General features: G+C 62.6%; 22 protein-coding genes. 14 read left to right on the top strand and 8 right to left on the bottom strand.

Going from position 1 to position 21963, the window contains the following annotated elements; all coding sequences use genetic code 11:
• Positions 1-300: 300 nt before the first annotated feature.
• Positions 301-1440 (bottom strand): FAD-dependent monooxygenase, encoded by a 1140-nt coding sequence (locus tag HGI47_RS13760; RefSeq protein ID WP_240950189.1) that lies wholly within the window; start codon positions 1438-1440, stop codon positions 301-303.
• A gap of 347 nt (positions 1441-1787) precedes the next feature.
• On the opposite strand from HGI47_RS13760, the gene HGI47_RS13765 reads away from it, so the two are divergent.
• From HGI47_RS13765 to HGI47_RS13775, 3 genes are all read left to right on the top strand, one after another.
• Entirely contained in the window at positions 1788-4082 is a 2295-nt protein-coding gene (locus tag HGI47_RS13765) for a TonB-dependent receptor (RefSeq protein ID WP_168853344.1), read from the top strand.
• Positions 4083-4151: 69 nt separating this feature from the next.
• Positions 4152-5069, top strand: coding sequence for an NAD-dependent epimerase/dehydratase family protein (locus HGI47_RS13770; RefSeq protein ID WP_168853345.1), 918 nt, complete (start codon positions 4152-4154; stop codon positions 5067-5069).
• A 15-nt stretch (positions 5070-5084) separates the two neighbouring features.
• Positions 5085-6089: a LysR family transcriptional regulator gene (locus HGI47_RS13775; protein ID WP_240950190.1), complete on the top strand. Its 1005-nt coding sequence runs from the start codon at positions 5085-5087 to the stop codon at positions 6087-6089.
• 1 nt (position 6090) lies between these two features.
• Here HGI47_RS13775 and HGI47_RS13780 read toward each other — a convergent pair whose 3' ends face one another.
• A complete protein-coding gene (locus HGI47_RS13780) occupies positions 6091-6513 on the bottom strand; it encodes a helix-turn-helix domain-containing protein (RefSeq protein ID WP_168853346.1) in 423 nt (140 codons plus the stop codon).
• A 94-nt stretch (positions 6514-6607) separates the two neighbouring features.
• On the opposite strand from HGI47_RS13780, the gene HGI47_RS13785 reads away from it, so the two are divergent.
• The 5 genes from HGI47_RS13785 (at position 6608) to HGI47_RS13805 (ending at position 11583) form a co-directional block, all read left to right on the top strand.
• Entirely contained in the window at positions 6608-7417 is an 810-nt protein-coding gene (locus HGI47_RS13785) for an SDR family NAD(P)-dependent oxidoreductase (protein WP_168853347.1), read from the top strand.
• A gap of 1 nt (position 7418) precedes the next feature.
• Positions 7419-9005, top strand: a complete 1587-nt coding sequence (locus HGI47_RS13790) for an NAD(P)/FAD-dependent oxidoreductase (protein ID WP_168853348.1) — start codon at positions 7419-7421, stop codon at positions 9003-9005.
• Positions 9005-9238, top strand: coding sequence for a hypothetical protein (locus tag HGI47_RS13795; protein ID WP_168853349.1), 234 nt, complete (start codon positions 9005-9007; stop codon positions 9236-9238). Before HGI47_RS13790 ends, HGI47_RS13795 begins: the two co-directional genes overlap by 1 nt.
• Positions 9239-9357: 119 nt before the next feature.
• Positions 9358-10380: a VOC family protein gene (locus HGI47_RS13800; RefSeq protein ID WP_168853350.1), complete on the top strand. Its 1023-nt coding sequence runs from the start codon at positions 9358-9360 to the stop codon at positions 10378-10380.
• 114 nt (positions 10381-10494) lie between these two features.
• Entirely contained in the window at positions 10495-11583 is a 1089-nt protein-coding gene (locus HGI47_RS13805; protein WP_168853351.1) for a VOC family protein, read from the top strand.
• 26 nt (positions 11584-11609) lie between these two features.
• Here HGI47_RS13805 and HGI47_RS13810 read toward each other — a convergent pair whose 3' ends face one another.
• Genes HGI47_RS13810 through hisD form a run of 6 tightly spaced genes read right to left on the bottom strand, consistent with a single transcriptional unit; the run spans position 11610 to position 17076 of the window.
• Positions 11610-12635 (bottom strand): aromatic ring-hydroxylating dioxygenase subunit alpha, encoded by a 1026-nt coding sequence (locus tag HGI47_RS13810; RefSeq protein WP_168853352.1) that lies wholly within the window; start codon positions 12633-12635, stop codon positions 11610-11612.
• A gap of 56 nt (positions 12636-12691) precedes the next feature.
• A complete protein-coding gene (locus tag HGI47_RS13815) occupies positions 12692-13348 on the bottom strand; it encodes a TetR/AcrR family transcriptional regulator C-terminal domain-containing protein (RefSeq protein WP_168853353.1) in 657 nt (218 codons plus the stop codon).
• A 40-nt stretch (positions 13349-13388) separates the two neighbouring features.
• Entirely contained in the window at positions 13389-13796 is a 408-nt protein-coding gene (locus HGI47_RS13820) for a VOC family protein (RefSeq protein ID WP_168853354.1), read from the bottom strand.
• On the bottom strand, positions 13796-14947 hold the full coding sequence (locus tag HGI47_RS13825; protein ID WP_168853355.1) for an alpha/beta hydrolase: 1152 nt from the start codon (positions 14945-14947) through the stop codon (positions 13796-13798). The genes HGI47_RS13820 and HGI47_RS13825 overlap by 1 nt, the downstream gene beginning before the upstream one ends.
• 11 nt (positions 14948-14958) lie before the next feature.
• Complete coding sequence (locus HGI47_RS13830; protein ID WP_168853356.1) at positions 14959-15717, bottom strand: SDR family NAD(P)-dependent oxidoreductase; 759 nt, start codon at positions 15715-15717, stop codon at positions 14959-14961.
• A gap of 27 nt (positions 15718-15744) precedes the next feature.
• Positions 15745-17076: a histidinol dehydrogenase gene (hisD, locus tag HGI47_RS13835; protein ID WP_168853357.1), complete on the bottom strand. Its 1332-nt coding sequence runs from the start codon at positions 17074-17076 to the stop codon at positions 15745-15747.
• Positions 17077-17238: 162 nt separating this feature from the next.
• Here hisD and HGI47_RS13840 point away from each other — a divergent pair, with 162 nt between their 5' ends.
• The 6 genes from HGI47_RS13840 (at position 17239) to HGI47_RS13865 (ending at position 21953) form a co-directional block, all read left to right on the top strand.
• The gene (locus tag HGI47_RS13840; protein ID WP_168853358.1) at positions 17239-18183 is read left to right on the top strand and encodes a fumarylacetoacetate hydrolase family protein; all 945 of its coding nucleotides are present in this window, start codon (positions 17239-17241) and stop codon (positions 18181-18183) included.
• Positions 18180-18695 (top strand): cupin domain-containing protein, encoded by a 516-nt coding sequence (locus HGI47_RS13845; protein WP_168853359.1) that lies wholly within the window; start codon positions 18180-18182, stop codon positions 18693-18695. Before HGI47_RS13840 ends, HGI47_RS13845 begins: the two co-directional genes overlap by 4 nt.
• The gene (locus HGI47_RS13850) at positions 18692-19462 is read left to right on the top strand and encodes an SDR family NAD(P)-dependent oxidoreductase (protein WP_240950191.1); all 771 of its coding nucleotides are present in this window, start codon (positions 18692-18694) and stop codon (positions 19460-19462) included. Before HGI47_RS13845 ends, HGI47_RS13850 begins: the two co-directional genes overlap by 4 nt.
• A gap of 182 nt (positions 19463-19644) precedes the next feature.
• A complete protein-coding gene (locus HGI47_RS13855) occupies positions 19645-20874 on the top strand; it encodes a class I SAM-dependent methyltransferase (protein WP_168853361.1) in 1230 nt (409 codons plus the stop codon).
• Positions 20871-21230 (top strand): hypothetical protein, encoded by a 360-nt coding sequence (locus HGI47_RS13860; protein ID WP_168853362.1) that lies wholly within the window; start codon positions 20871-20873, stop codon positions 21228-21230. Before HGI47_RS13855 ends, HGI47_RS13860 begins: the two co-directional genes overlap by 4 nt.
• A gap of 45 nt (positions 21231-21275) precedes the next feature.
• Positions 21276-21953, top strand: a complete 678-nt coding sequence (locus HGI47_RS13865; protein ID WP_206066206.1) for a hypothetical protein — start codon at positions 21276-21278, stop codon at positions 21951-21953.
• Positions 21954-21963: the final 10 nt, after the last annotated feature.

Consider the following 21963-nt stretch of genomic DNA (forward strand, 5'->3'; position numbering starts at 1 on the left):
TTTAATCCCGTCGACGTGTTCGAAGCGTACCAAACGCTTAACCGTTGATCACGGTGATACGCGAACCCGCTTCACGCCAATTTGTCCACGCCACCTAGATTGTGCAAGGCAAGAAGTAACTCGTTGTGGAATGACCGCAACGGCCCCGCATCCAGAATGTCCGTTCACAACGCAATAACCGCGATAACTGACACTCCACCACCGCCGGCACCTACCCCCCGCGCCCTCACAACGCCCCCCACAAAAAAGGGAGCGGGCAATTGTGCCGCGCTCCCTTTTCTTCTCCCGTCCAAGGGAAAGTCAGAACGGCTGGTTTAGCCTGCTCAACGCGCCTTCGAGCATGTGGGCGTGGACTTTGGGGTCGCCGTGTTCGAGTTGCAGCTTGCCCACGGCCACGCTGGTTTCGATCACGTCGCGGCAGCGGTCGTAGCGGCGGTTTTGATAGGCGCTGAGCGCGGCTGCCACGTCTTCGGTGCGCGCGAGTTCTTCTGCCAGAACCACGCCGCTTTCTACCGCCATGCCCGCGCCCGATGCGAGGTGTGGGGTGGTGGCGTGGACGGCATCGCCCAGCAGCACGATGCGTCCGTTGAACCAGTCTTTCGGTTGCAGCACGGCGGCGAGCGGGCGGTAGTTGATCCAGTCTTCGCGGGTCATATTGTCGCGAATCCAGCCTGCGTTGCCGCCGAAATCCCCGAGCAAGCCCTTCAGCGTGACGAAGAGTTGCTCGTCCGTCATGAAGCTTTCGCGTTCTTCATGCGGGGTCAGCATCCACATGTACACCTTGTCGGGCGCGCAGGCGGTGATGCCGCAGGGGTTGGCGTGGCCGAGGAAAAATTCGCCCATATCAAGGCCGGGCGGCTTGGCGATGGAAATGCGCCAGCAGCCCTGGCCGGTGGGTTGCGCCGGTCCCATGTGCGGGAAGGCGATATCGCGCACCCGCGAATATACGCTGTCTGCCCCCACGACCAGATCGTAGCGGCCCGTGGTATCGTCGGAAAAGCGGACCTTTACGCCGTCCTCTTCGTTTTCCAGCGCGGTGACGGTCAGCCCCAGACGCACTGGGATGCCCAGTTCGCGCACCTTGTCCTGCATGATGTGGTGCAGCACCGGGCGCATGATGCCGCCGGTGGCGGGCAGGCCTTCTTCGATCACGGGTTCATCCAGATCGAGCATGTGCGTGCCATCATAGCGGAACAGGCGCGTCTTGCTGGTGATCGCGCCTTGCGCCTTGATCGCATCGAGCAGGCCCAGCCTGCGATAGGCGCGCAAGGTGGGACCGGTGATGGTGATCCCCGCGCCATAGACGCGCCATTCCGGGTCCAGATCGATCAGATCGACCTTGACCCCGCGCGTGGCAAGGCTGGTCGCCGCTGCCATGCCGCCAATCCCTCCGCCCACGACAAGCGCCGTTGCGATGCTGCTGATGCTCTCCCCAGTCATGGGCCAAGACCTAGCGATTGGAACGCTGCGCACAAATCCGAACGATGGATAGGAATCCATCCATACAAACGGCGGGAGTTCGCGGCCCGTGCGGACTAATGGAGATGGACCCGACGAGCGAGGGGCGCCTGGCGGGCTGGTTCCATAGGTCAACGCTATGGAGACATAGAGAGAATCCGCGTTTTCTTTTTTGTTGGGCCGCGCAATTTGCACGCTCTGGTCCAGCGTCGGCGCAGCAGTCGCGCAGGATCGATCAGGTTCATGCAGCATCGTGAGGCACGAAGCGCATGAGCAGACCAGTTTTTCGACCGGCAGTTGCAGGCGAATGTTTTTGGGGAGGAATGAGAATGAAGTTCGGCAAAACCCTTGGATTCGTGGCGTCCGCCAGTGCCGTGGCCGTGGCCACGCTTGGCCTTTCCGCCCAGGCCTTTGCGGCTGATGCTGCCGCTGAAGAGCAGGCCAGTGAAGGCGGCGATGCCGCGATCATCGTGACCGCCCGCAAGCGCGAAGAAAACCTGATCGACGTGCCGCTGCCCGTTACCGTGGCAACGCAGGCGCAGCTTCAGCGCGATCAGGTCTATTCGATCACCGATCTGCAGCGCACCACCGCATCGCTGGAAATCAGCCAGACCTCTGGCGGCGAAGTGAACGGCGGCGCACGTCTGCGCGGCCTTGGCACGGGCGTGTTCAATGCCAGCGTTTCGCCTTCGGTCGCCTTCGTGGTCGATCAGGTGCCGCAGGGCAACCTCACTTTCCCGCTGCTGTTCGATCTGGCGCAAGTCGAAGTGCTGCGCGGGCCGCAGGGCACGCTGTTCGGTCAGGGCGCATCGGCGGGCGTGATCAACATTACCACCGTTGCTCCTTCGACCGATGCTTTCGGCATTTCGGGCGGCGTGAACGTGGCCGACAAGGGCACTGCCGGTTCGGAAGTGAGCGAGTTGACCGTGCGCGGCGGCGTGAACGTGCCGCTCGGCGAAAAGGCGGCGCTGCGCATCGCGGGCCAGTTCAAGCGGGAAGCGGGTTTGCAGCGCAACACCTTCCTCGATCTGGACAACCGCACCAAGGAATACGGGCTGCGCGGCAAGCTGCTGCTGAAGCCTTCCGAAACGGTGACGATCAACCTCTCGGCAGAAATGACCGAACAGAAGGTCAACGGCTGGAACTTCTTCGCCATCGCCATCGCGCCCAACGGACGGCCCAACAGTGCCGCTTCGTCCGGGGCCTTTACCGCCACCGCCGGTTGCGACATTCCGGTGATCAACGAACGCGCCGAATATTACTGCGAAGACACGCAGGCCACGATGCGCAACAGCGCGCAGGGCTTTTCGGGCGTGGTCGATTTCGAACTGAACGACAATCTGTCGCTCACCTCGGTCACCGCATATCGTATGCTGGATCGTGAAACGGATACCGTGAACTTCTCGCGCCGCCTGACGGTGGCTGCGCGCAACGAGAATATCGAAAGCGAATCCAAGCAGTTCAGCCAGGAACTGCGCCTCGATTACCAGAACGATGGTCTGGACGTGCTGGTTGGCGCGCTCTATTCGAAGTTCGATCTGGAAACGACGCCGATCAACGGTGCCACGTTTGGCAACCCCACACTGGGTAATCGCACCGGCTTTTCGGTGTGCCATAATCTTGGTTTCTTCTGCGCGGTGCCCGTGTCGTTCAGCTATGAAGACACCAGCAACCGCATCTTCGCGCTGTTCACCGACGTGACGGTGCCGGTGTCGGATCAGGTCGATCTGTTTGGCGGTCTGCGCTATTCCAACTATCGCAACACCACCGGGGTGGGCGTGGATACGCTGACGGCAACCCGCACGGTCCAGATCAAGGACAACGACGTTTCGGGCCGCGTGGGCCTGAGCTTCAAGCCTACGCCGGATTCGACGATCTTTGTGTCCTATGCGCGCGGATACAAGCCGCCCGCCGTGGTGGTGCCGACCATCGCCACCGATCCGGTCGTGGTGCTGAAGCCTGAAAAGGCTGATGCCATCGAACTGGGTGCGAAGGTTCAGGTAGGCCGCGTGCAGCTTTCGGGCAACGCCTTCTGGAACAAGGTGGCGAACTTCCAGACGCAATCGAGCGTGTTCAACGCTTCGGGCGCGCTGATTTCGGTCACGCAGAACATCGACAAGGTGGTGTCGAAGGGCTTTGAACTGAACGCGATGGGCGCTGTGGTTCCCGGCCTGACCGTGAACGCCGGCTACCAGTTCAACGATGTGCGCTTCCCCACGGGCTTTGTCGGCAACGATGGCGTATCGCTTTCGGGCAAGCAGTTCATCAATGCGCCCAAGCACAAGTTCACCCTGTCGACCGAATATTCGACCCCGGTGAGCGGCAATCTGGAAGCGTTCATCAACGCCAATCTGGTGTACAAGAGCGCGGTTCTGCTAGGCCAGTATGGCAGCGATACGTTCCGCTATCCGGCGCACGAACTGATCAACGCAGGCTTCGGCGTGCGCGATGCCGATGGCAAGTGGAGCGCTTCGATCTTTGCCCGCAATCTGACCAAGGAACGCGAACCGACCGCCTATCTGGCAAGCGACTTTGCCGGTTCGTCGGATGGCGGCATCCGCGCATGGCCGGCAGCAGGCATCACCACCCGCGTGGTGGGCCTGACGGTCGACTTCAACTTCTGAAGATGAAATACGGGCGGCGTCTTTCGGGATTGCCGCCCGTATTGTAACTGAAATCCGGGGAGTTTTGCCGTGCGCGTAGTGATTACCGGAGCGGGTGGTTTCGTCGGGCGTGAGATTGTGCGCCTGCTGCTGGCGCGCGGCGATGCGGTGGTTGGCATCGATACGGCGGCGGGCGGGATACCGGCGGGGGCAAGGGCTATCGCGGGCGATCTCGGCGATGCGGCGGTGCGCGCGGCGGCGCTTGACGGGGGCTGCGATGCGCTGATCCATCTGGCCACGGTGCCGGGCGGTGCGGCAGAGGCCGACCCTGCGGCATCGCGACGGATCAATGTGGACGCGATGTATGACCTGCTGCTGGAAGCGGCGGAGGCCAATCCCGGTTTGCGCGTGGTCTATGCCAGTTCCATCGCGGTGTTCGGTGATCCGCTGCCCGCGCTGGTCGATGATGCGACGCCGCTTTCCCCCAAGATGATCTACGGCGGGCACAAGGCGATGATGGAACACGCGGTGGCGATGTTCTCCAATCGCGGGCTGATTGATGGCGTGACGGTGCGCCTGCCCGGCATTCTGGCGCGGCCAAAGGGACCGTCCGGCATGAAATCGGCCTTCATGTCAGACCTGTTCCACGCGCTGAAAGCGGGCGATGCGTTCACCTGCCCGGTATCGGTGGCGGGCACGATCTGGGCGCAATCGGTGGGGCAGTGCGCGCGCAATTTCGTTCATGCGCTGACCCTGGATACCGCACTGCTGCCGCCCACCCGCGCGGTGACGCTGCCTGCGCTGTGCGTGACGATGGGCGATCTGGCGGCGCAGATTGCGCAGGCCTGCGGCGTATCGCCAACTCTTGTGACATATGCGCCCGATGCCGCGCTGGAAGCGGCCTTTGCCGCGCAACCGCCCTTGCACACGCCAGCGGCGGAGCGCGCGGGTTTTGCACATGACGGCGATCTTGCTACACTCGTTGCCAGCGCACTCTCGACCATCTGAGAGGCGCAGGGAGACATGGCGATGCGGTTCGGGCGATTGGACCTTAACCTGCTGGTGGCGCTGGATGCGCTGCTCACAGAACGCAGCGTAAGCCTTGCGGCAGACCGGCTGTGCCTTTCGCAATCAGCCACGTCGAGCGCGCTGGGCCGGTTGCGCGAATACTTTGGCGATGAACTGCTGGTTGTCAAAGGCCGCAGCATGATCCTGACGGCGCGGGCAGAGGAACTGATCGAGCCGGTGCGCGCGGTGCTGGAACAGATCCGCACCACGGTTTCGGTCGCCCCGCCGTTTGATCCCGCCACGGCGGACCGCGTGGTGCGCATCATGGCGTCCGATTATTCCACCGAAGTGCTGCTGACCGGCGTGCTGGCCGATCTGGAAAAGACCGCGCCCAACATGCGGTTTGAAATTCAGCCGATGCACGATACCCCGATAGAGGCGATAGAGCGCGGCTATATCGATCTGCTGCTGACCATCGACTATGCGATATCGTCAGACCACCCCAGCCAGCTGTTGTTCGAGGATGATTACGTGGTGGTGGGGGACCGCAACAATCCCGCGCTGGCCGCGCCGATGACGCGCGACCTCTATTTCAGCCTTGGCCATGTGACCGCACGCTTTGGCAAGGCGCGCGTGCCCGCGTTCGAAGACTGGTTCGTGCGGCGGCAAAAGCAGCAGCGCCGGGTGGAAGTGGTCGCCCCGTCGTTCCTTTCGCTCCCCGGTCTGGTGGTGGGCACCAACCGCATCGCCACGATGCACCGCCGCATGGCCGAAATGGTGGTGCGCGCGCAGCCTTTGGTGATGCGCGAAATCCCGTTTGCCATTCCGCCGATCCGTGAATCGATCCAGTGGAATATCGCAAACACCAACGATCGCGCGCTGCGCTGGGTGGTGGAAAAGCTGGCCGCAGCGGCATCGGCGCACATACCCGGCGCAGATAACGTGGTGCCGCTGGACAAGGGCGATCTCAGCCGTAGCGAGATTGAGGTGGAGTACCGGATGAACCACCCGCAGCGGTAGTTCAGTCGTCTGCCCGGTCGAACCTCTCACGCGCATCGCGTATCTGCGGCGCGCGGGCGTTGATCCAGTCTATCAGATGGCGCGCCTGTGCGTGCAGGTCTTGGCCCAGCGGCGTCAGTGCATAGCTGACCTTGGGCGGCACGTCCGCCGTTACGGCGCGCGCTACAAAGCCATCGCGTTCCAGCGTGCGCAGTTTCAGCGTCAGCACGCGCTGCGAGATTGCCTGTTCCGATGACAGTTGCGCCAATGTGCGGCGCAGTTCGGCATGGCGGAACGCACCCGTGCCCAGCACCAGCAGGATCAGCGTGGACCAGCGATCCCCCAGCAGGCCCATGACCTCGCGCGCGGGATCATCGCGGTCCTTGCCGTGAAGCGCCATTTCGGCGGCCAGATCGGCCAGATCGGCCAGTTCGCGCTGTTGCATACGTCCCTGCATGGGCACAAAAAAGTGCCGTCTTCCGCTTTGCCCTGCCTGACTTATGACCCGGCGCAACGCAAGAACAAGGTGGGAGAGTGGCATGACCGGCGATGCAATCCGCATGGATGGCAAAGTGGCCATCGTTACCGGTGGCGCGGGCGGGATCGGCGCGGCCACGGCACGGCTGATCACGGCGCGCGGCGCGCAGGTGGTGATTGCCGATATCATGGCGGAGCGCGCGCAGGCGCTGGCCGCCGAACTGTCCGGCGCACTGGCCATCGCGCTCGATCTGGAACAGGAATCCTCGGTCGAGGCGATGATTGCGCAGACTGTGGCGCACTTTGGCAGGCTGGACGTGCTGCACAACAATGCCGCGCTGCTCGGCCCCGATATCGCGCAGGCCGATGGCGATGTGGAGCATATGGCGACCGCGCTGTGGGACCGGACCTATGCGGTGAACGTGCGCGGCACGATGATCGCCTGCCGCGCTGCATCGCCCCATCTGGTGAAGACGCACGGCAATATCGTCAACACCGTCAGCAATCTGGCGTTGCAGGGGCACCTGATCCAAGCCGCCTATTCCAGCAGCAAGGCCGCCGTGATCCAGATGACTCGCGCGATTGCCGCCAGCCACGGCAAGCAGGGCGTGCGCTGCAACGCGGTTGCGCCGGGGATGACGATGACGCCCGCGCTGCGCGAAGCCTTCCCCTCTGCGCTGCGGCAGGTGGTCGAGGATGAAACCCTGCGCGATCAATTGGGCGATCCGCAAGACATTGCCGAAGCCGTGGCGTTCCTGGCCAGCGATGCGGCGCGCAACATTACCGGGCAAGTGCTGGTCTGCGATGGTGGCGGCGCTTCCCACGTTCCCGGAATTTCAGGCTTCCGGTCGTTCTTTGCAGGAGAGCATTGAGATGAGCCAATATGATATCGCGGTTATGGGCGCGGGCCACAACGGCCTGACCGCCGCCGCATATATGGCCAAGGCTGGCAAAAAGGTGCTGGTGCTGGAACGCAAGCCGCATTTCGGCGGGGGCGTCTCCACGCGCGAACTGATCCAGCCCGGTTTCTGGCATGATGAACATTCCAACGTGCACATCATGATCCAGGGCAACCCGATGTTGCGCGATGATGAGCTGGGCCTGCTGTCCAAATTCGGGCTGGAATATATCTATCCCGATCTGGTCCACGTTTCGATCTGGGAAGATGGCACCGTCATCCGCAGCTACAAGGATCTGGACCGCACGTGCGAGGAACTGGCGCGGGTGTGCAGCGCCAAGGACGCCGAAGCCTATCGCAAGTTCGTGAAGATGAGCCAGACCGCGCTGCCGATGCTCGTCAGCGGGCTGTATTCGCCGCCGTTCCCGCTGGGCGCGTTCGTGGCGATGATGGACCAGTCTGACGAAGGGCGGTTCCTGCTCGACCTGATGCAGCGCACCGCGCTCGACATCGTGGACGCCTATTTCGACAGCGAAATGCTGAAGCTGCATATCGTGCGCATGGTCACCGAAAACCTGCAGATGCCCGATGAACTGGGCACCGGCATGGGCGCTTTCGTGATGCCGGGGATCGTCCACACCTATGGCTGTTCGATGCCCAAGGGCGGGTCGGGCGAATTGTCCAAGGCGCTTGTCCGCGCGATCGAGCATTTCGGCGGCGAAGTGCGCTGCAATGCTGAAGTTTCGCGCGTGATCGTTGAAGGCGGCAAGGCCGTGGGGCTGGAACTGACCGACGGGGAGACATTCATGGCGCGTGACGGCGTGATCGGCGCGATCCACCCGCATGTGCTGCGCAAGTTCGTGGGTGAAACGCCGGAGCCGGTGCTGGAACGGGCAGAGCGCGTCACGCAATCGACCTTCTCGATCAACCTCACGCACATGACGCTGAAAGAGCGGCTGCGCCTCAAGGTCGGCAACGATTGCAACGCGATGATGATCGAGCTGATGGACTTCTACAGCGTGCGCGACATGCTGCTGGAATACGACAAGCTACGGCGCGGGCAAGTGAGCGAGCGGCTGATCGCAGGGGGTGACAACACCATCTTCGATCCGTCGCGCGCGCCCGAAGGGGCAGGGGTGTTCTATGGCGTGAACTTCGCGCCCTATGATCTGCACCCCGGCGGCCCGGCATCATGGGAAGACCGAAAGCTGGAAGTGGCGGACAAGGCGCTGGCGCAATACCGCAAATTCTATGCGAACCTTGATAATGGCAACATCACGGGCCGCCTGATCCGTTCGCCCGTGGATCATGAGCGCGATAGCCCCGCCAGCTTCATCAAGGGTGATATCCACGGCTGCGCGCCGTTCTTCTACCAGTCTGCCGGGCATCGCCCGACGCCCGATCTGGGATCGTTCCGCGTGCCGGGGGTGGAGGGCCTCTATCTGGTCGGGCCGTTCATGCACCCCGGCGGCGGCGTGTTCGGCGCAGGCCGCGCCACGGCGATCCAGATGATGGACGATTTGGGGCTGGATTACGACAAGGTTTGCGGGAGGGCATTCTGATGCGCAATTCCAATAAGGTGCCTGTGGCCAAGATCCTCGACGCGCAGGACAAGGAACTGATGGCGATCCGCAAGCTGGAGCGCGATGGCAACGCGCTGGTCATCCGCGGCAAGATCTTCGGCGCGATGCCAATGGTGGCAAAGCTGACGCCGGAAGAGGCGCGCGCGGCGTTGAAGCTGATTGATTTCAGGACGTACCTGTTCCTGCTGACGATGCTGTTCCGCAAGAGTTGAAATCTATCGATCCCATGAATGCCAGAGCAGCAAAACAATTCATGGCCCGGATTTGCGCTGGATCAACAATCTGAATCGCGATCGCCCGCAATTGTCTCTCAACCCAAGGGAGACATTGCATGGCGATCATTGGCATCAGGCGGCTGACATGGATGGTGGAGGACGTGGCGGCTTGCGTCCGCTTCTTCACCGATTTCGGGCTGACGCTGATCGAAGCGGAGGCGGATTCCGCGCTGTTCGAAGCGGCGGATGGGTCGCAGGCGTTGTTCCTGCTCAAAGGCCACGCCCGCCTGCCACAAAACACCGCGCAGGCCACCAAGGGTGTGCACGAATGCGTGTGGGCGGTGGATGATGCGCAGGGGTTGGCGCGGCTTAAAGCGCGGCTTGAACCACTGGTGGCACTGACCACCGATGACGAAGGCATTGTCCATTTCATCACCCCGTTCGGGCAGGCCATTGCGCTTCAGGTGTGGCAACCGCGCGCGGTGTTTGGCGCGCCCACGCCGCAGAACACGGTGGGCCGCATCGCGCGGCTCAACCAACCGCGCAAATGGATCGACCGCGCGGTGCCCAAGCGCATCCACCATTGCGTGTGGACCTTCCCTGATGTGCAGGAAGCGGTTGATTTCTATCGCGATGTTCTGGGCTTCCGCATCACCGACATGCAAAAGGGCTTTGGCGTCTATATGCGCGCCGATGGCTGCTATGAACACCACAACGTGTTTCTGGCCGATGCCCACGCGCCGATGCCCGGCTTCAATGGCACGCTGAAATTCCACCACGCCAACTGGGAAGTCGAGGATGTCGACGAACTGATGGTGGCCAAGAACTACCTTGACCGGCGTGGCTATACTTATGGCGACTGGAACTGGGGTTTTGGCCGCCACCGGCTGACATCGGCCGCGTTCTTCTACATCCCCTGCCCGGCGGGCGGCGAGGCCGAATATGGCGCGGATTGCGATTGCGTGGACGATGGCTGGCGCCCGCGCATCTGGGACGGCGCGTTCGGCACCGCGATCTACATGACCAACCTGCCCGATTTCATGAAGGCGGAACCGAACTGGGACGTGACTTATGCCCGCCCCGACCAGCTTCACTATCACCCGGCAGATCCGGCCCCGCAGGCGGAAGCGGCGGAATAGCCGATCGATGCACGATCCATCCAGCCTGTCGATAGCGAGGATGCGGAAACATCGGTTTCCCCATCTTCGCAGGCTTGGGCATGGAAGGCTCCTGAAAGACTTTCGGGAGATCCCATGCCCCTTGCCAATACCACCGCCGTCCTTGGCGTCGAAAGCGTCCTGTTCGGCGTTGCCGACATTGCCGAACATACCCGCTTCTGGACCGATTTCGGCCTGTCGCTTGAAAGCAGCAGCGATAGCGAAAGCGTGTTCCGGCTTCCCTCTGGCAGCCGCGTTATCGTGTTGCGGCATGGCGATGCGCGGCTTCCGTCGCCTGATCCTTTCGCGGGCGACGGGGTGAAGGAAACCGTCTGGGGCGTCGATACGGCGGAAAATCTGGAAAAGATCGCCGCCAGCCTTGCCAGCGAAGTTGCGCTCACGCGCGATGCCGATGGCACCGTGCATTGCGTCTGCCCGGACGGACAGCCCATCGCCTTGCGCGTGTGGGACAAGCGGCAGGTCGTTTCGGAATCCAGTCCGGTCAACACCCCGTCCAACTGGCCGCGCTTCAACCAGCACCGTATCTGGCGCAAAAAGGCCATTCCCAAGACAATCAACCATGTCGTGTTCTTCAGCCCGGATTATGTGGGCAGCTTTGAATTCTATGAACGGCACATGGGCTTTCGCTATGTCGACCATTCAAAGGGCACCGGCATCTTTGCGCGGGCGGGCGGCACGTTTGAGCATCACTCGATCTTCTGGGTGAACTGCGATCTGCCGATTGCGCCCGACCACTTCAAGTTCATGCACATTGCGTTCGGCATGGACGATATCGATGAAGTGATGCTGGGCGCCAACATCATGGACAACAAGGGCTGGAAGAACACCACGATGAACACGAGCGGCGGCATTTCCCGCCACCGCATTTCCAGCGCCATATATTACTATTGCGAAATCCCCGGCCATGCGGGCGAGGCGGAATATCACGCGGACACCGATTATCTCGACGACAACTGGGTGCCGCGCGCGTGGGACTTCAAGTTCGGCTCGCTGCTGTGGTCACACAATGCGCCCGCGATCTTCCGGGGCGATGACATTCCGTGGGACATGGCCTTCGACCATGACCGCAAGAGCTTCGATCCGTTCCGCCGCGCAAAGCCCGGAAAACAGCCCATCGAAGGCGATCTGGCGAACCTGACGGCGGACGACGAACACGCGATCTGATGATCACACCGGGCGGGGTGGCGGGGTCAGCCCGCCCTCTGCTCCTTGGCGATCATCTGCTCAAGCATCCGCCGCGCGCGGGTGCCGCCCTGGTCGATGCCCAGCGACAGAGGCTTTTCCTTCCAGAAGTCTTTCCCGCGCACGTTGGCATAGGCGGCTTCGATCATCGGCTTGTCTTCCAGATCGAAAGCTTCTCCGAACAGCGCCAGCAGCATCGCGTCGGCCTCCGCGCTGTCCAGATCGTGATAGCGGGTGGAGGACCAGAAGTAGTGCGTGGTGTGCTCGTCCGCCGGGGTCAGGATGTGCGCCTGCGGCACTTCGAACCCGGCTTCGCGGCCCGCGCCGTGCGGAGCCACGCCCACATGCAGCCGCATCGATGCAGGTGCGTTCCAGCGCATGTCGAGCCAGTGATCAACCTTCGCTTCGGGCGGGAAAACGCCCTGCGCCACGGATGGCGGTGCGATATCGGGCATCCACCAGTTGGAATGGAGCGTATCGCCGTCCACTTGCACGCTGTGTTCGCCGCCGAAGATCACGCCTTGCCCGGCGAAGGTGCCCTTGTGGACGAATTCGATGTGCGAAAGGTCCAGCAGGTTATCGGTGCCATATTCGTAGTTCGCCTGCATCAGCGTGTATCCGCGCACGGTGCGGCTGTGCGGGGCATCGGGCACGAAGCCGAAGTCTGGGATCAGGGCCGGATCAGCGGCGCTGCCTTCGCCCAGCCATGCCCAGACGATGTCGTCGCGCTCTTCCACCGGAAAGACAGGAATGTCCGACCCCGCCGGAATCTTTTCTGCGAAGGGATTGCGCACGCACTTGCCATCCGGCCCGAAGCCGAGGCCGTGATAGCCGCAGACTACCATATCGCCATCGCGCGTGCCCTTTGACAGCGGCGCAAAGCGGTGCGGGCAGCGATCCAGCAGCGCGGCGATTGCGCCATCAGCGCGGCGATAGAGGAACAGCGGCTGGCCCGCGATGCGGCGCGCAAGGCCTGCGTCCCCGATCTCGTCAGCCCATCCGGCCATGTACCAGGCGTTGCGAAGGAAAGTCACAGCGCGTCCTCTCAATTATGTGTACCATTGGTACATATTCATGAGAGGGGCCGGGATCAAGCGTTTGGTGGCGGTGCGATCCCCGGCAAAACCAGCGCCAACGTGGCAGCGATACGGGCGTCGATGGCGTCATCTCCGGCCGCCTCGGCCATCCCCAGCAACGCCCGTTCATAAAGCCCGGCGCGGATCGCGTGGAGAAGCTGGTCTGCCGCGTCTGCGCAATCCAATTCAGCGCGCACCTGCAAGGGCTGGCGCGCGGCCAACAGGCCCGCGATGGCGTCCACGATCACGCGATGGCCGTGGGCATAGAAAGCCTCTGCCCCGCCAGCCCCCGATGGCGCGGCGCTGATCACCGCACGATAGAGCGCCAGCGATCCGGCAGAGAGATAGAACCGCAAGACCCCGGCCAAGGCCCGTGCCAGCGCCCCGTCCAGCGGTTCGGCCCGGCTTTCGTCGCTATCGAGGTTCAACGCCGCCATCGCACCCAGTGCTTCTTCGCGGATGGCGGCGGCGATCAATCCGTTGCGATCCCCGAAATACTTGGCCAACGTGGCCTTTGATCCGCCCGCCCGCCGCAGCACCTCGTTCACGCTGAAGCGATCAACGCCCACCGCCATGATCTGCGCTCGCGCATGGGCAACCATCGCCGCGCACCGCGCCTGCGCGGCCAGTTGCTTGGCAGAAAGGGGTGGCGGGCTATCTGAAAGAGGCATTGCCGGGATGATTGCCCGCAGCCCTGCGTCGGGGCAATGGTCAGGCGCCCGGTTCTTCCACAAATTCGATCAGGTTGCCCGCGCAGTCGCGAATGAAGCAGCCCTTGCCGAATGCCTCGCGCACCACAAAGGCCACGTCTGCGCCCTTCTGCTCCATCTCGGCCAGAAATGCGTCGAGGTCTTCCACGCGAAAGGCGACATGCTTGTTGCCGTGGGTTTTCAGATCACGCGGCACCGAACGGCGGTCTTCGGGAAGGGGGGCGGCCCCTTCCACCTCGAAAATCTCGAACCGCAGCGGGCCTTTGCGCACCATCGCGGTGTGGCTGCGTGCGGCTTCGATGTAGAAGCGCTTTTCCACTTCGAAGCCCAGCACGCGGCCATACCATTCTATCGCCGCGTCGAGCGATGGCACCGAAACGCCGCCGTGGTGAAAGGTGAAATCGGTCATCAGGCCATCTCGGCAAAGGTCTGCGCGCACCAGTCTGCGATGTAATCGCGCATCCCGGTGCCGTTGTCCGCGCCGCAATGCTCCACTTCGAAATCGGCCTTGGTAAAAATGCGCAACGTGCGCTTGGGGCTGTTCACGGCCTGATCGTAGGACATCTGTGCATTGAAAGCGGGGATTTGCCGGTCACCTTCGCCATGCGTGATCAGGAAGGGTACGCGGATCTTCTCCACCTGACCGTCCAGCGTGATCTGATCGGCATAGGTCAGGAAATCGGCCTGATTGTCGATGCCGAACACCCACATCACATGGTCCCAGTAATGCGGTACGGGGTTTTCGCCCTCGTTCGCCACGCGCTCCCGCTGGCGCTGGCCCCACACATGGTTCGCGCCCATCACCGCGCACAGCGCATAGCGTGGATCGTTGGCGGCAATGCGGGGGGCGTGATACCCGCCGAACGAAAGGCCGAAGATGCCGATCTGGCTGTGGATCACGTCGGCCCGCGTCAGCAGGTAATCGAAGGCCGGGCTGCCCCAGCGTTCCGCGTCATAAACCGCAGGCAGATTGCGCTTGCGGATTGCCTCACCCGTGCCCGGCTGATCAAGGAACAACGTGTTCATGCCGCGCGCCAGATTGACCGCGCCGTGGCCTGCCAGATTGACCTGTTCCTTCATGGAGTCCAGCCCGTTGACCGAAACCAGCGTCGGGCGCGGGGTGCCGCTGCCATCGTGGACGAAGATCGCCGGATAGCTCGATCCCTCATAGGGAATCTCAACCTTGTCCACGTGCAGCCCGCTGAGCGCGCTACCCTTGTGGTAGAGTTCAAGGCCCTTGTCATAAGCCGCCCAGCGGGGCGCATAATCGCGGCTCTGCAACCGTTCGGCACCAAGGTAATAGCCCGAAGCGCGCAGGTACTTGGCCCCGGCAGACAGGGCAAAGCCCTCGGCCTCATCCCGCGCGGCGTTGCGCGCCACCTGATCTGCCACCGCGATCCAGCTATCGAACAGTTGCGCCGATCCGGCATCGGCCCCGGCCTTGGCGGCTTCGCGCACCGGGCGGCACACTTCGTCCAGTTCGCCATGATTGCCCCCGGCAATCAGCGCCAGATTCATGCCAAGGTTCCAGACGTAGTTTCCGGGAAAGGGTTCGAACATCTTGGGATTTCCTATTCTGCGGTCCAGCCGCCATCCACGACAAGGCTGGTTCCGGTCATCAGGGCAGAGGCATCGGTGGCCAGAAACAGCACCGCGCCCATCAGGTCTTCCACTTTGCCAATGCGGCCCAGCTTGATCTTGGAAAGCACGCTGGCCTTGAAGGCGGCATCGGCAAACATCGGCTGCGTCAGCGGCGTTTCGATAAATGTGGGGGCGACAGTGTTAGACCGGATGCCGTGGGCTGCAAGGTCCAGTGCAAAGGCCTTGTTCATGCCTTCCAGTGCCCACTTGCTCGCACAGTAAAGGCTGCGGTCTGGCCCGCCCACGTGGCCCATCTGCGATCCCATGTGGATCAGCGAACCTTGCGTGCCTGTCTCGATCATCGCCTTCGCACAGGCCTGCGCCACAAAGAACGCAGCCTTCACATTCAGGCCCAGCACCGCGTCATAATCCGCTTCGCTTACTTCCCACATCGGCTTGGGCCGATTGGTCCCGGCGTTGTTGACAAGGACGTGAAACGGTTCGCGTTCGGCAAAGAACGCGGCGACAGCTTGGGTATCTGAAACGTCAAGCGTTGCCGCCTGCGCCCCATTGCCGATGGCCGCTGCCGCATCTTCGATCTCACCGGCAGAGCGTGCCACCAGCGTCACCGCAGCGCCTGCCTGCGCCAGCGCGGCAGCAGCGGCAAGGCCGATGCCGCGCCCCGCGCCGGTCACCACGGCGCGCTTCCCGTCGAGCCGGAACGATGGGGTTTGGGGCAGGTCAACCATGCCGTTCATCCTGAGCCTGTCGAAGGATCACGCCCGCGTCAGCTCGCTCGGCTCTACCTGCCCCGCATAGGGCACGTTGCGCCCGCCAAAGCGGCGCACGCGGATATTGGCCTGTTCGCCATGCCCGGCAAAGCCTTCCAGCGCGCAGAGGCGGCTGCAATATTCGCCCACCAGCGTCGATGCCTCGTCGGTCAACACCTTCTGGTAGGTGCAGGTCTTCAGGAACTTGCCTACCCACAGACCGCCGGTATAGCGCGCAGCCTTTTTCGTCGGCAGCGTATGATTGGTGCCGATCACCTTGTCGCCATAGGAAACGTTGGTGCGGTTCCCCAGGAACAGCGCACCGTAGTTGGTCATGTTGGTCAGGAAGTAATCGGGATTGGCGGTCATCACCTGCACGTGTTCGCTGGCGATATCGTCTGCGATGCGCACCATTTCCTCGTAGCTTTCGGCCACGATCACTTCGCCAAACGTCTCCCACGCCTTGCGGGCATGATCGGCGGTGGGCAGGATTTGCAGCAGGCGCTCGATCTCGGCCATCGTTTCGCGCGCGAACTTTTCGCTGTTGGTCAGCAGCACGCCGGGGCTGTCTGGCCCGTGTTCCACTTGCCCCAGAATGTCGGTCGCGGCCATTTCGGGGTCGCAGCCCACTTCGTCGGCAATGATCAGCGTTTCGGTGGGGCCGGCGAACAGATCGATGCCCACGCGGCCAAACAACTGGCGCTTGGCTTCGGCCACAAAGGCATTGCCGGGGCCGACAAGGATATCCACCGGATCGATGCTCTGCGTGCCGATGGCCATCGCGCCAATCGCCTGAATGCCGCCCAGCGCATAGATCGCATCGGCCCCGGCCAGCGCCTGCGCCGCCACGATGGCGCGCGCGGGCTTGCCCTGAAACGGCGGGGCACAGGTGATCACGCGCGGAACGCCTGCGACCTTGGCGGTGATGACGCTCATATGCGCCGATGCCAGCAGCGGATACTTGCCGCCGGGAACATAGCAGCCCGCGTTCTGGATCGGCAGATTCTTGTGACCCAGCACCACGCCGGGCATGGTTTCAACTTCCACGTCCACCATCGAAGCGCGCTGGATCTGCGCGAAGTTCTTCACCTGCGCCTGCGCGAATTCGATGTCCTTGCGCTCTTGCGGCGTCAGGCTTTCAACCGCAGCGTCGATTTCGGCCTGCGAAAGGCGGTAATCCTCGCGGTCCCAGCCATCGAACTTGATGCTCATATCGCGCAGGGCGGCATCGCCGCGCTTTTCGATATCGGCCAGCGCCGCTTCCACGATATCGCGGACCTTGCGGTCGGTTTCTGCCTTAACGTCTGCGGCTGCGCCGCGCTTGAGCCAAATGGCCATGAGTCTCCCCGCACGCTTGATTGCAATAGCCTCGCCATTGCAGCACCCTCCGCGCACCGACCATCGCATAGTATCGATGCGACGCTATCGACCGAATGCCTTTGTCCGGCAGATGCGGGGTGCCTACTGGCAGGGTGGAGTAATATCGGGAGAAGAACACAGATGCGTCTGGCAACCTTGCGCGATGGCACAAAGGACGGGCGGCTGGTGGTGGTATCGCCCGATGGCGCGGCTTGTGCGGCGGCGCCAGTTGGCACGATGCAGCAGGCTTTGGAGGATTGGATCGAAGTGGCGGGGCAGCTTGCCGCCATCGATACGTTTCCTGATGCACTCGATCCTGCGCAGATCATGGCCCCCTTGCCGCGCGCGTGGCAGTGGCTTGATGGCTCCGCCTTCCAGAGCCACGGCGATCTGATGGACGCGGTGCTGGGCATTACCAAGCCCAAGACTGACAAGCCGCTGATGTATCAGGGCACGTCAGACAAGTTCTATGGCCCGCGCGATGATGTGCGCTTCAACGATGAAACGCTGGGCATCGATTTCGAAGGCGAATTCGGCGTGATCGTCGATGCCGTGCCGATGGGCACGTCGGCGGCGGATGCGATGGCGCACATCCGTCTTGTCGTGCAGATCAACGACTGGTCGCTGCGCACGCTCGCCGGGCCGGAAATGAAGACCGGCTTCGGCTGGGTTCAGGCAAAGCCGCCCTGTGGGATGGCACCCTTTGCCGTCACCCCCGATGAACTGGGCGCAGACTGGCGCGATGGCCGGGTGTGCCTGAACCTCAATGTCGATTGGAACGGCCAGCGCTTTGGCGCGGCCAATGGCGAACCGATGGGCTACGGCTTCCACGAACTCGTCGCCCACGCCGCGCGCACGCGCGATCTGGTGGCGGGCACGGTGATCGGTTCGGGCACTGTTTCAAACGCCAATTTCCGCGATGTGGGATCATCGTGCATTGCCGAACGGCGCGGGATCGAAGTGATCGATGAAGGCGCGGCGCGGACTGATTTCATGGCCTTTGGCGATACGGTGCGGATGGAAGCGGTGGACGCCGCTGGCCGCGCGCCCTTTGGTGCAATCGAACAGAAAGTGGTGAAGGCATGACCAGCAGCGTTTCCGAATCCGGGCTTCCCCTCGTCCAGCGCGTTGTGACCGGGCACGATGAAAATGGCCGCGCGCGCTTCAAATCCGAAGACCTCAGCCCCACGCGCCTGATCCCCAGCGGTGATGCAGCCATGCTCACCATGTGGACCACGGCCACGGTCCCGGCGGACAACAACGACGAGACTGACGGCCGCGAACGCGATGCAGGCCTCACGCTTAATGGCGGGTCGGTGATCCGCATCTGTGATATGCTGCCGCATCAGGAAAGCCCGATGCACCGCACCAATTCCATCGATTACGGCATCGTCCTCAAAGGCGAAATCGAGCTGGAACTGGAAGACGGCGTGAAAACCACCGTGCGCGAAGGCGGCGTGATCGTGCAGCGCGGCACCAACCACTTGTGGCGAAATACCGCCGATGAAGTGTGCCGCATCGCCTTCATCCTTATCGAAGCGCCGGCCTATCTCCACAACGGGCAACCGCTGGCGGAAGACCGGCCAGAACATAAATGAGCACGCAAATGAGCGGCATGTTCGACCTGTCCGGCAAAGCGGCCATCGTTACCGGATCGACGCGCGGCATCGGGCGCGCCATTGCCGAAACGCTCATCGCGCAAGGCGCGCGCGTGGTCATTTCCAGCGAGGACGCAGGCGATACCGCGCGGGTCGCTGCCGAACTGGCAATGCCGGGATGCCCGTGCGACGTGACCGATGACTGCGCGCTGGCAAGGCTGGTCGATTTCGCCTGTGCCGAACTCGGCGGGCTGGACCTGCTGGTGTGCAACGCGGGGATCACCGGAAAGCCCGGACCCTTTGCCGATATCGACATGGACGATTACGCCCGCGTGATGGCGATCAACCTGCGCAGCCAGGTGGTGCTATGCAACCTTGCCTTGCCACACATCGCGGCGCGCGGGGGCGGGGCGGCGGTGCTGGTGGCCAGCCTTTCGGCCTTGCGCGGGAATGGGCGGATCAATGCCTATGCGCTGGCCAAGGCGGGCGTCGCGCAACTCGCCCGCAACCTTGCGGTGGAGTGGGGACCGCAGGGCGTGCGGGTGAATGCCGTGTCGCCCGGCTTCATCGCCACCGAACTTTCCAAACCGCTGTTGGACGATGCCAACTTCATGACGCGGCGCATGGCGATGACGCCGTTGCGACGGCCCGGCACCCCTGCCGAAGTGGCGGGCGCGGTGGCGTTTCTCGGCTCTGCCGCAGGGGCGTTCGTAACTGGCCATAACCTTGTGATTGATGGCGGCACGGTGATCACTGACGGCAGTTAGGTGCGCGTAGGTGCATCTAGGTGCACTTCGGAAATGACACTCCGAACCACTCTTTTGTTCTAACATTGATACAAATCAAGTCACGACCGGTTGCACCGTGTCAGGTTCCGAATCGCCGGGGGAGTGCGGCCATCGCGCTTCTCGTCTGGTGATCAGAAACCCCATGCAACCGAGGAGGGCTTATGAAAGACAGGCTACCGCCACCCTACACCGTATTGCAGCGACATCCGATGATGCCGCAGGCCAGCCACGACGAAGCGGCGCGGTTCAACTTCCTCACGCTGTTCAACCGCTATCTTTCCGCCGGGATCGGGCGCGGCAACCGGATCGCCTATGAAACGCGGGTGCTGCCCGCGTTCAAGGTGATCCACGGGCGCGAGCCGGAAAACCGCGAAGAAATCCGCGTGGCGATGAATCAGGATCCGTTCCACCGCATGTGGTCGGCGCTGAAGCGCAATTCGATGGAAATGCGCCAGCAGAACGGCCGTCAGATCGTGCTGCGTCAGTTGGATGAACTCGACGCGAAGGCAAAGGCCTTCAACGACGCTTCGGGCCTGCTAGAACTGGACGCCAGCGTGGAACAGCCGATCTATGCGGCCTGCGTCGATATCCACTGCCAGCCCGGCGGATACCACGGCGGTGAGCGCGATGGCGACGTGACGGTCGGCGCGAACTATGACGTTGGCCTTTTCGCCACGACCGGCGGCGCGCTGGGCAGCCTCAACGATGGCGGCGGGCAGGCCGTTGTCGGCTGGGTCAAGGCCAATCGGCCTGACTGGCAGCCCAAACGCATTCTCGATGTGGGTTGCACGGTGGGCCACAATGCCGTGCCTTTTGCGCAAGGGTTTCCCGACGCGGAAGTGACCGCAATCGACACGGCGGCGGCATCGCTGCGCTATGGTGCGGCGCGTGCGGCAGGGCTTGGGGTGACCAACATCCGCTTCGTGCAGGCCAGCGGCGAGGATCTTTCGCGCTTTCCCGACGATCATTTCGACTGGGTGCAGACCACGATGTTCCTGCACGAACTTTCAGCTGAATCGATGCCGAAGATTCTAGCCGAATGCCGCCGCGTGCTGAAACCCGGCGGCCTGCTGCTGCATGTCGAACAGCCGCAATATGGCCCGGACATGCAGCTCTATGAACAGTTCATCCGCGATTGGGACGCCTACAACAACAACGAACCGTTCTGGTCGGCCATGCACGGCGTGGACCTGAAAGGCGTGATGGAAGCAGCCGGATTCCCGATGGACCACCAATTTGTAACCGGTGTGCGAGCAGTTCCCGACAAAACCCTGTTCCCGGCATCGCCCGATGGGGAAGAGGAGGATTACGGACGCGCTGCCATCTGGAACGCCTACGGGGCCTGGAAGCCCACGGTAACCAGCGAAGCAGAAAAGGAGATTTCGGCATGACGCAGGAAATCGACTGGATCGCGCGTTCGGGCGCTCGCGCCAAGGGCGGACGGCCAGCCTTCTTTGATGAGATGGCGGTCGACCGGCTCTATTCGCTGGCGTTGTCGCTGACGGCCGAACTGGCCGCGACGCGGGAACGCCTTGATACTGTTGAACGGTTGCTGGAATCGCAAGGCTCCATCAGCCGGGATGCCATCGAAAACTTCAGGCCGGATATGGACGCCGGCGAGGAACGAGGCATCGCCATGAGGGCATACATTGCCCGCGTCATGCGCGGCTTCCAGCAGGAAGTCGAGGCCATGGAGAATCCCGATCCGCCGGTCACCGACTGGGTGGAGCGGCTTTCGAAAGGCTGACACGCAGTGGCTTAGTGGCGGCTTCCGCATTAAAGGGGAAAGTCGTTGATCGAAGAAGTGCTGGTACTGCGCTGGGTCCACATCATCGCAATGGTCTATTGGCTGGGCGGTGAATGGGGTGTCTTCCAGACAAGCTTTAACGTCATCAATCGCAAGCTCTCGATGGACGAGCGCAGGCGGCATATGGAAACCGCCTATCGCATCGACATTCTGGCGCGTACCGGCATCATTACGCTGCTGCCGCTGGGGCTGCACATGGGCAATATCTACGGATTGCAGCCCTATGGCGGCGGATACCTGACGGCGATGTGGATCTTCGTGGCGGGTTGGCTGGCGCTGTGCTGGTCGGCCTTCATCTTCCGCGAAACCGACCGTGGCGTGATGCTGACCAAGATCGACGAGAAGATCCGCTGGGTATTGATCCCGACGATCTTCGTGGTCGGCATTTCTTCGCTGCTGGGCCACGGGCCGCTTGAAGCAGGCGAAGGATCGCGCTGGTATGCCACCAAGCTGACGCTCTATGGCTTCACGCTGTGCATCGGCCTTGGCCTGCGCTGGATCATGCGCCTGTGGACGGTGCGTTTCCGCCGTCTGGCCGAAGGTCCGAACCCGGTAGAAGAAGCCGCGCTGGAACGTGAATTCCTCTATGGCCGCCTGATGGCCTATGTTTACTGGATCACGATTTCGGGCATCTGCTTCCTCGGAACGGTCAAGCCTTTCTGATTTGAGTGGT

Origin of the sequence: Novosphingobium sp. ERN07, assembly GCF_012641335.1 — a bacterium.
GTDB lineage: Bacteria > Pseudomonadota > Alphaproteobacteria > Sphingomonadales > Sphingomonadaceae > Novosphingobium.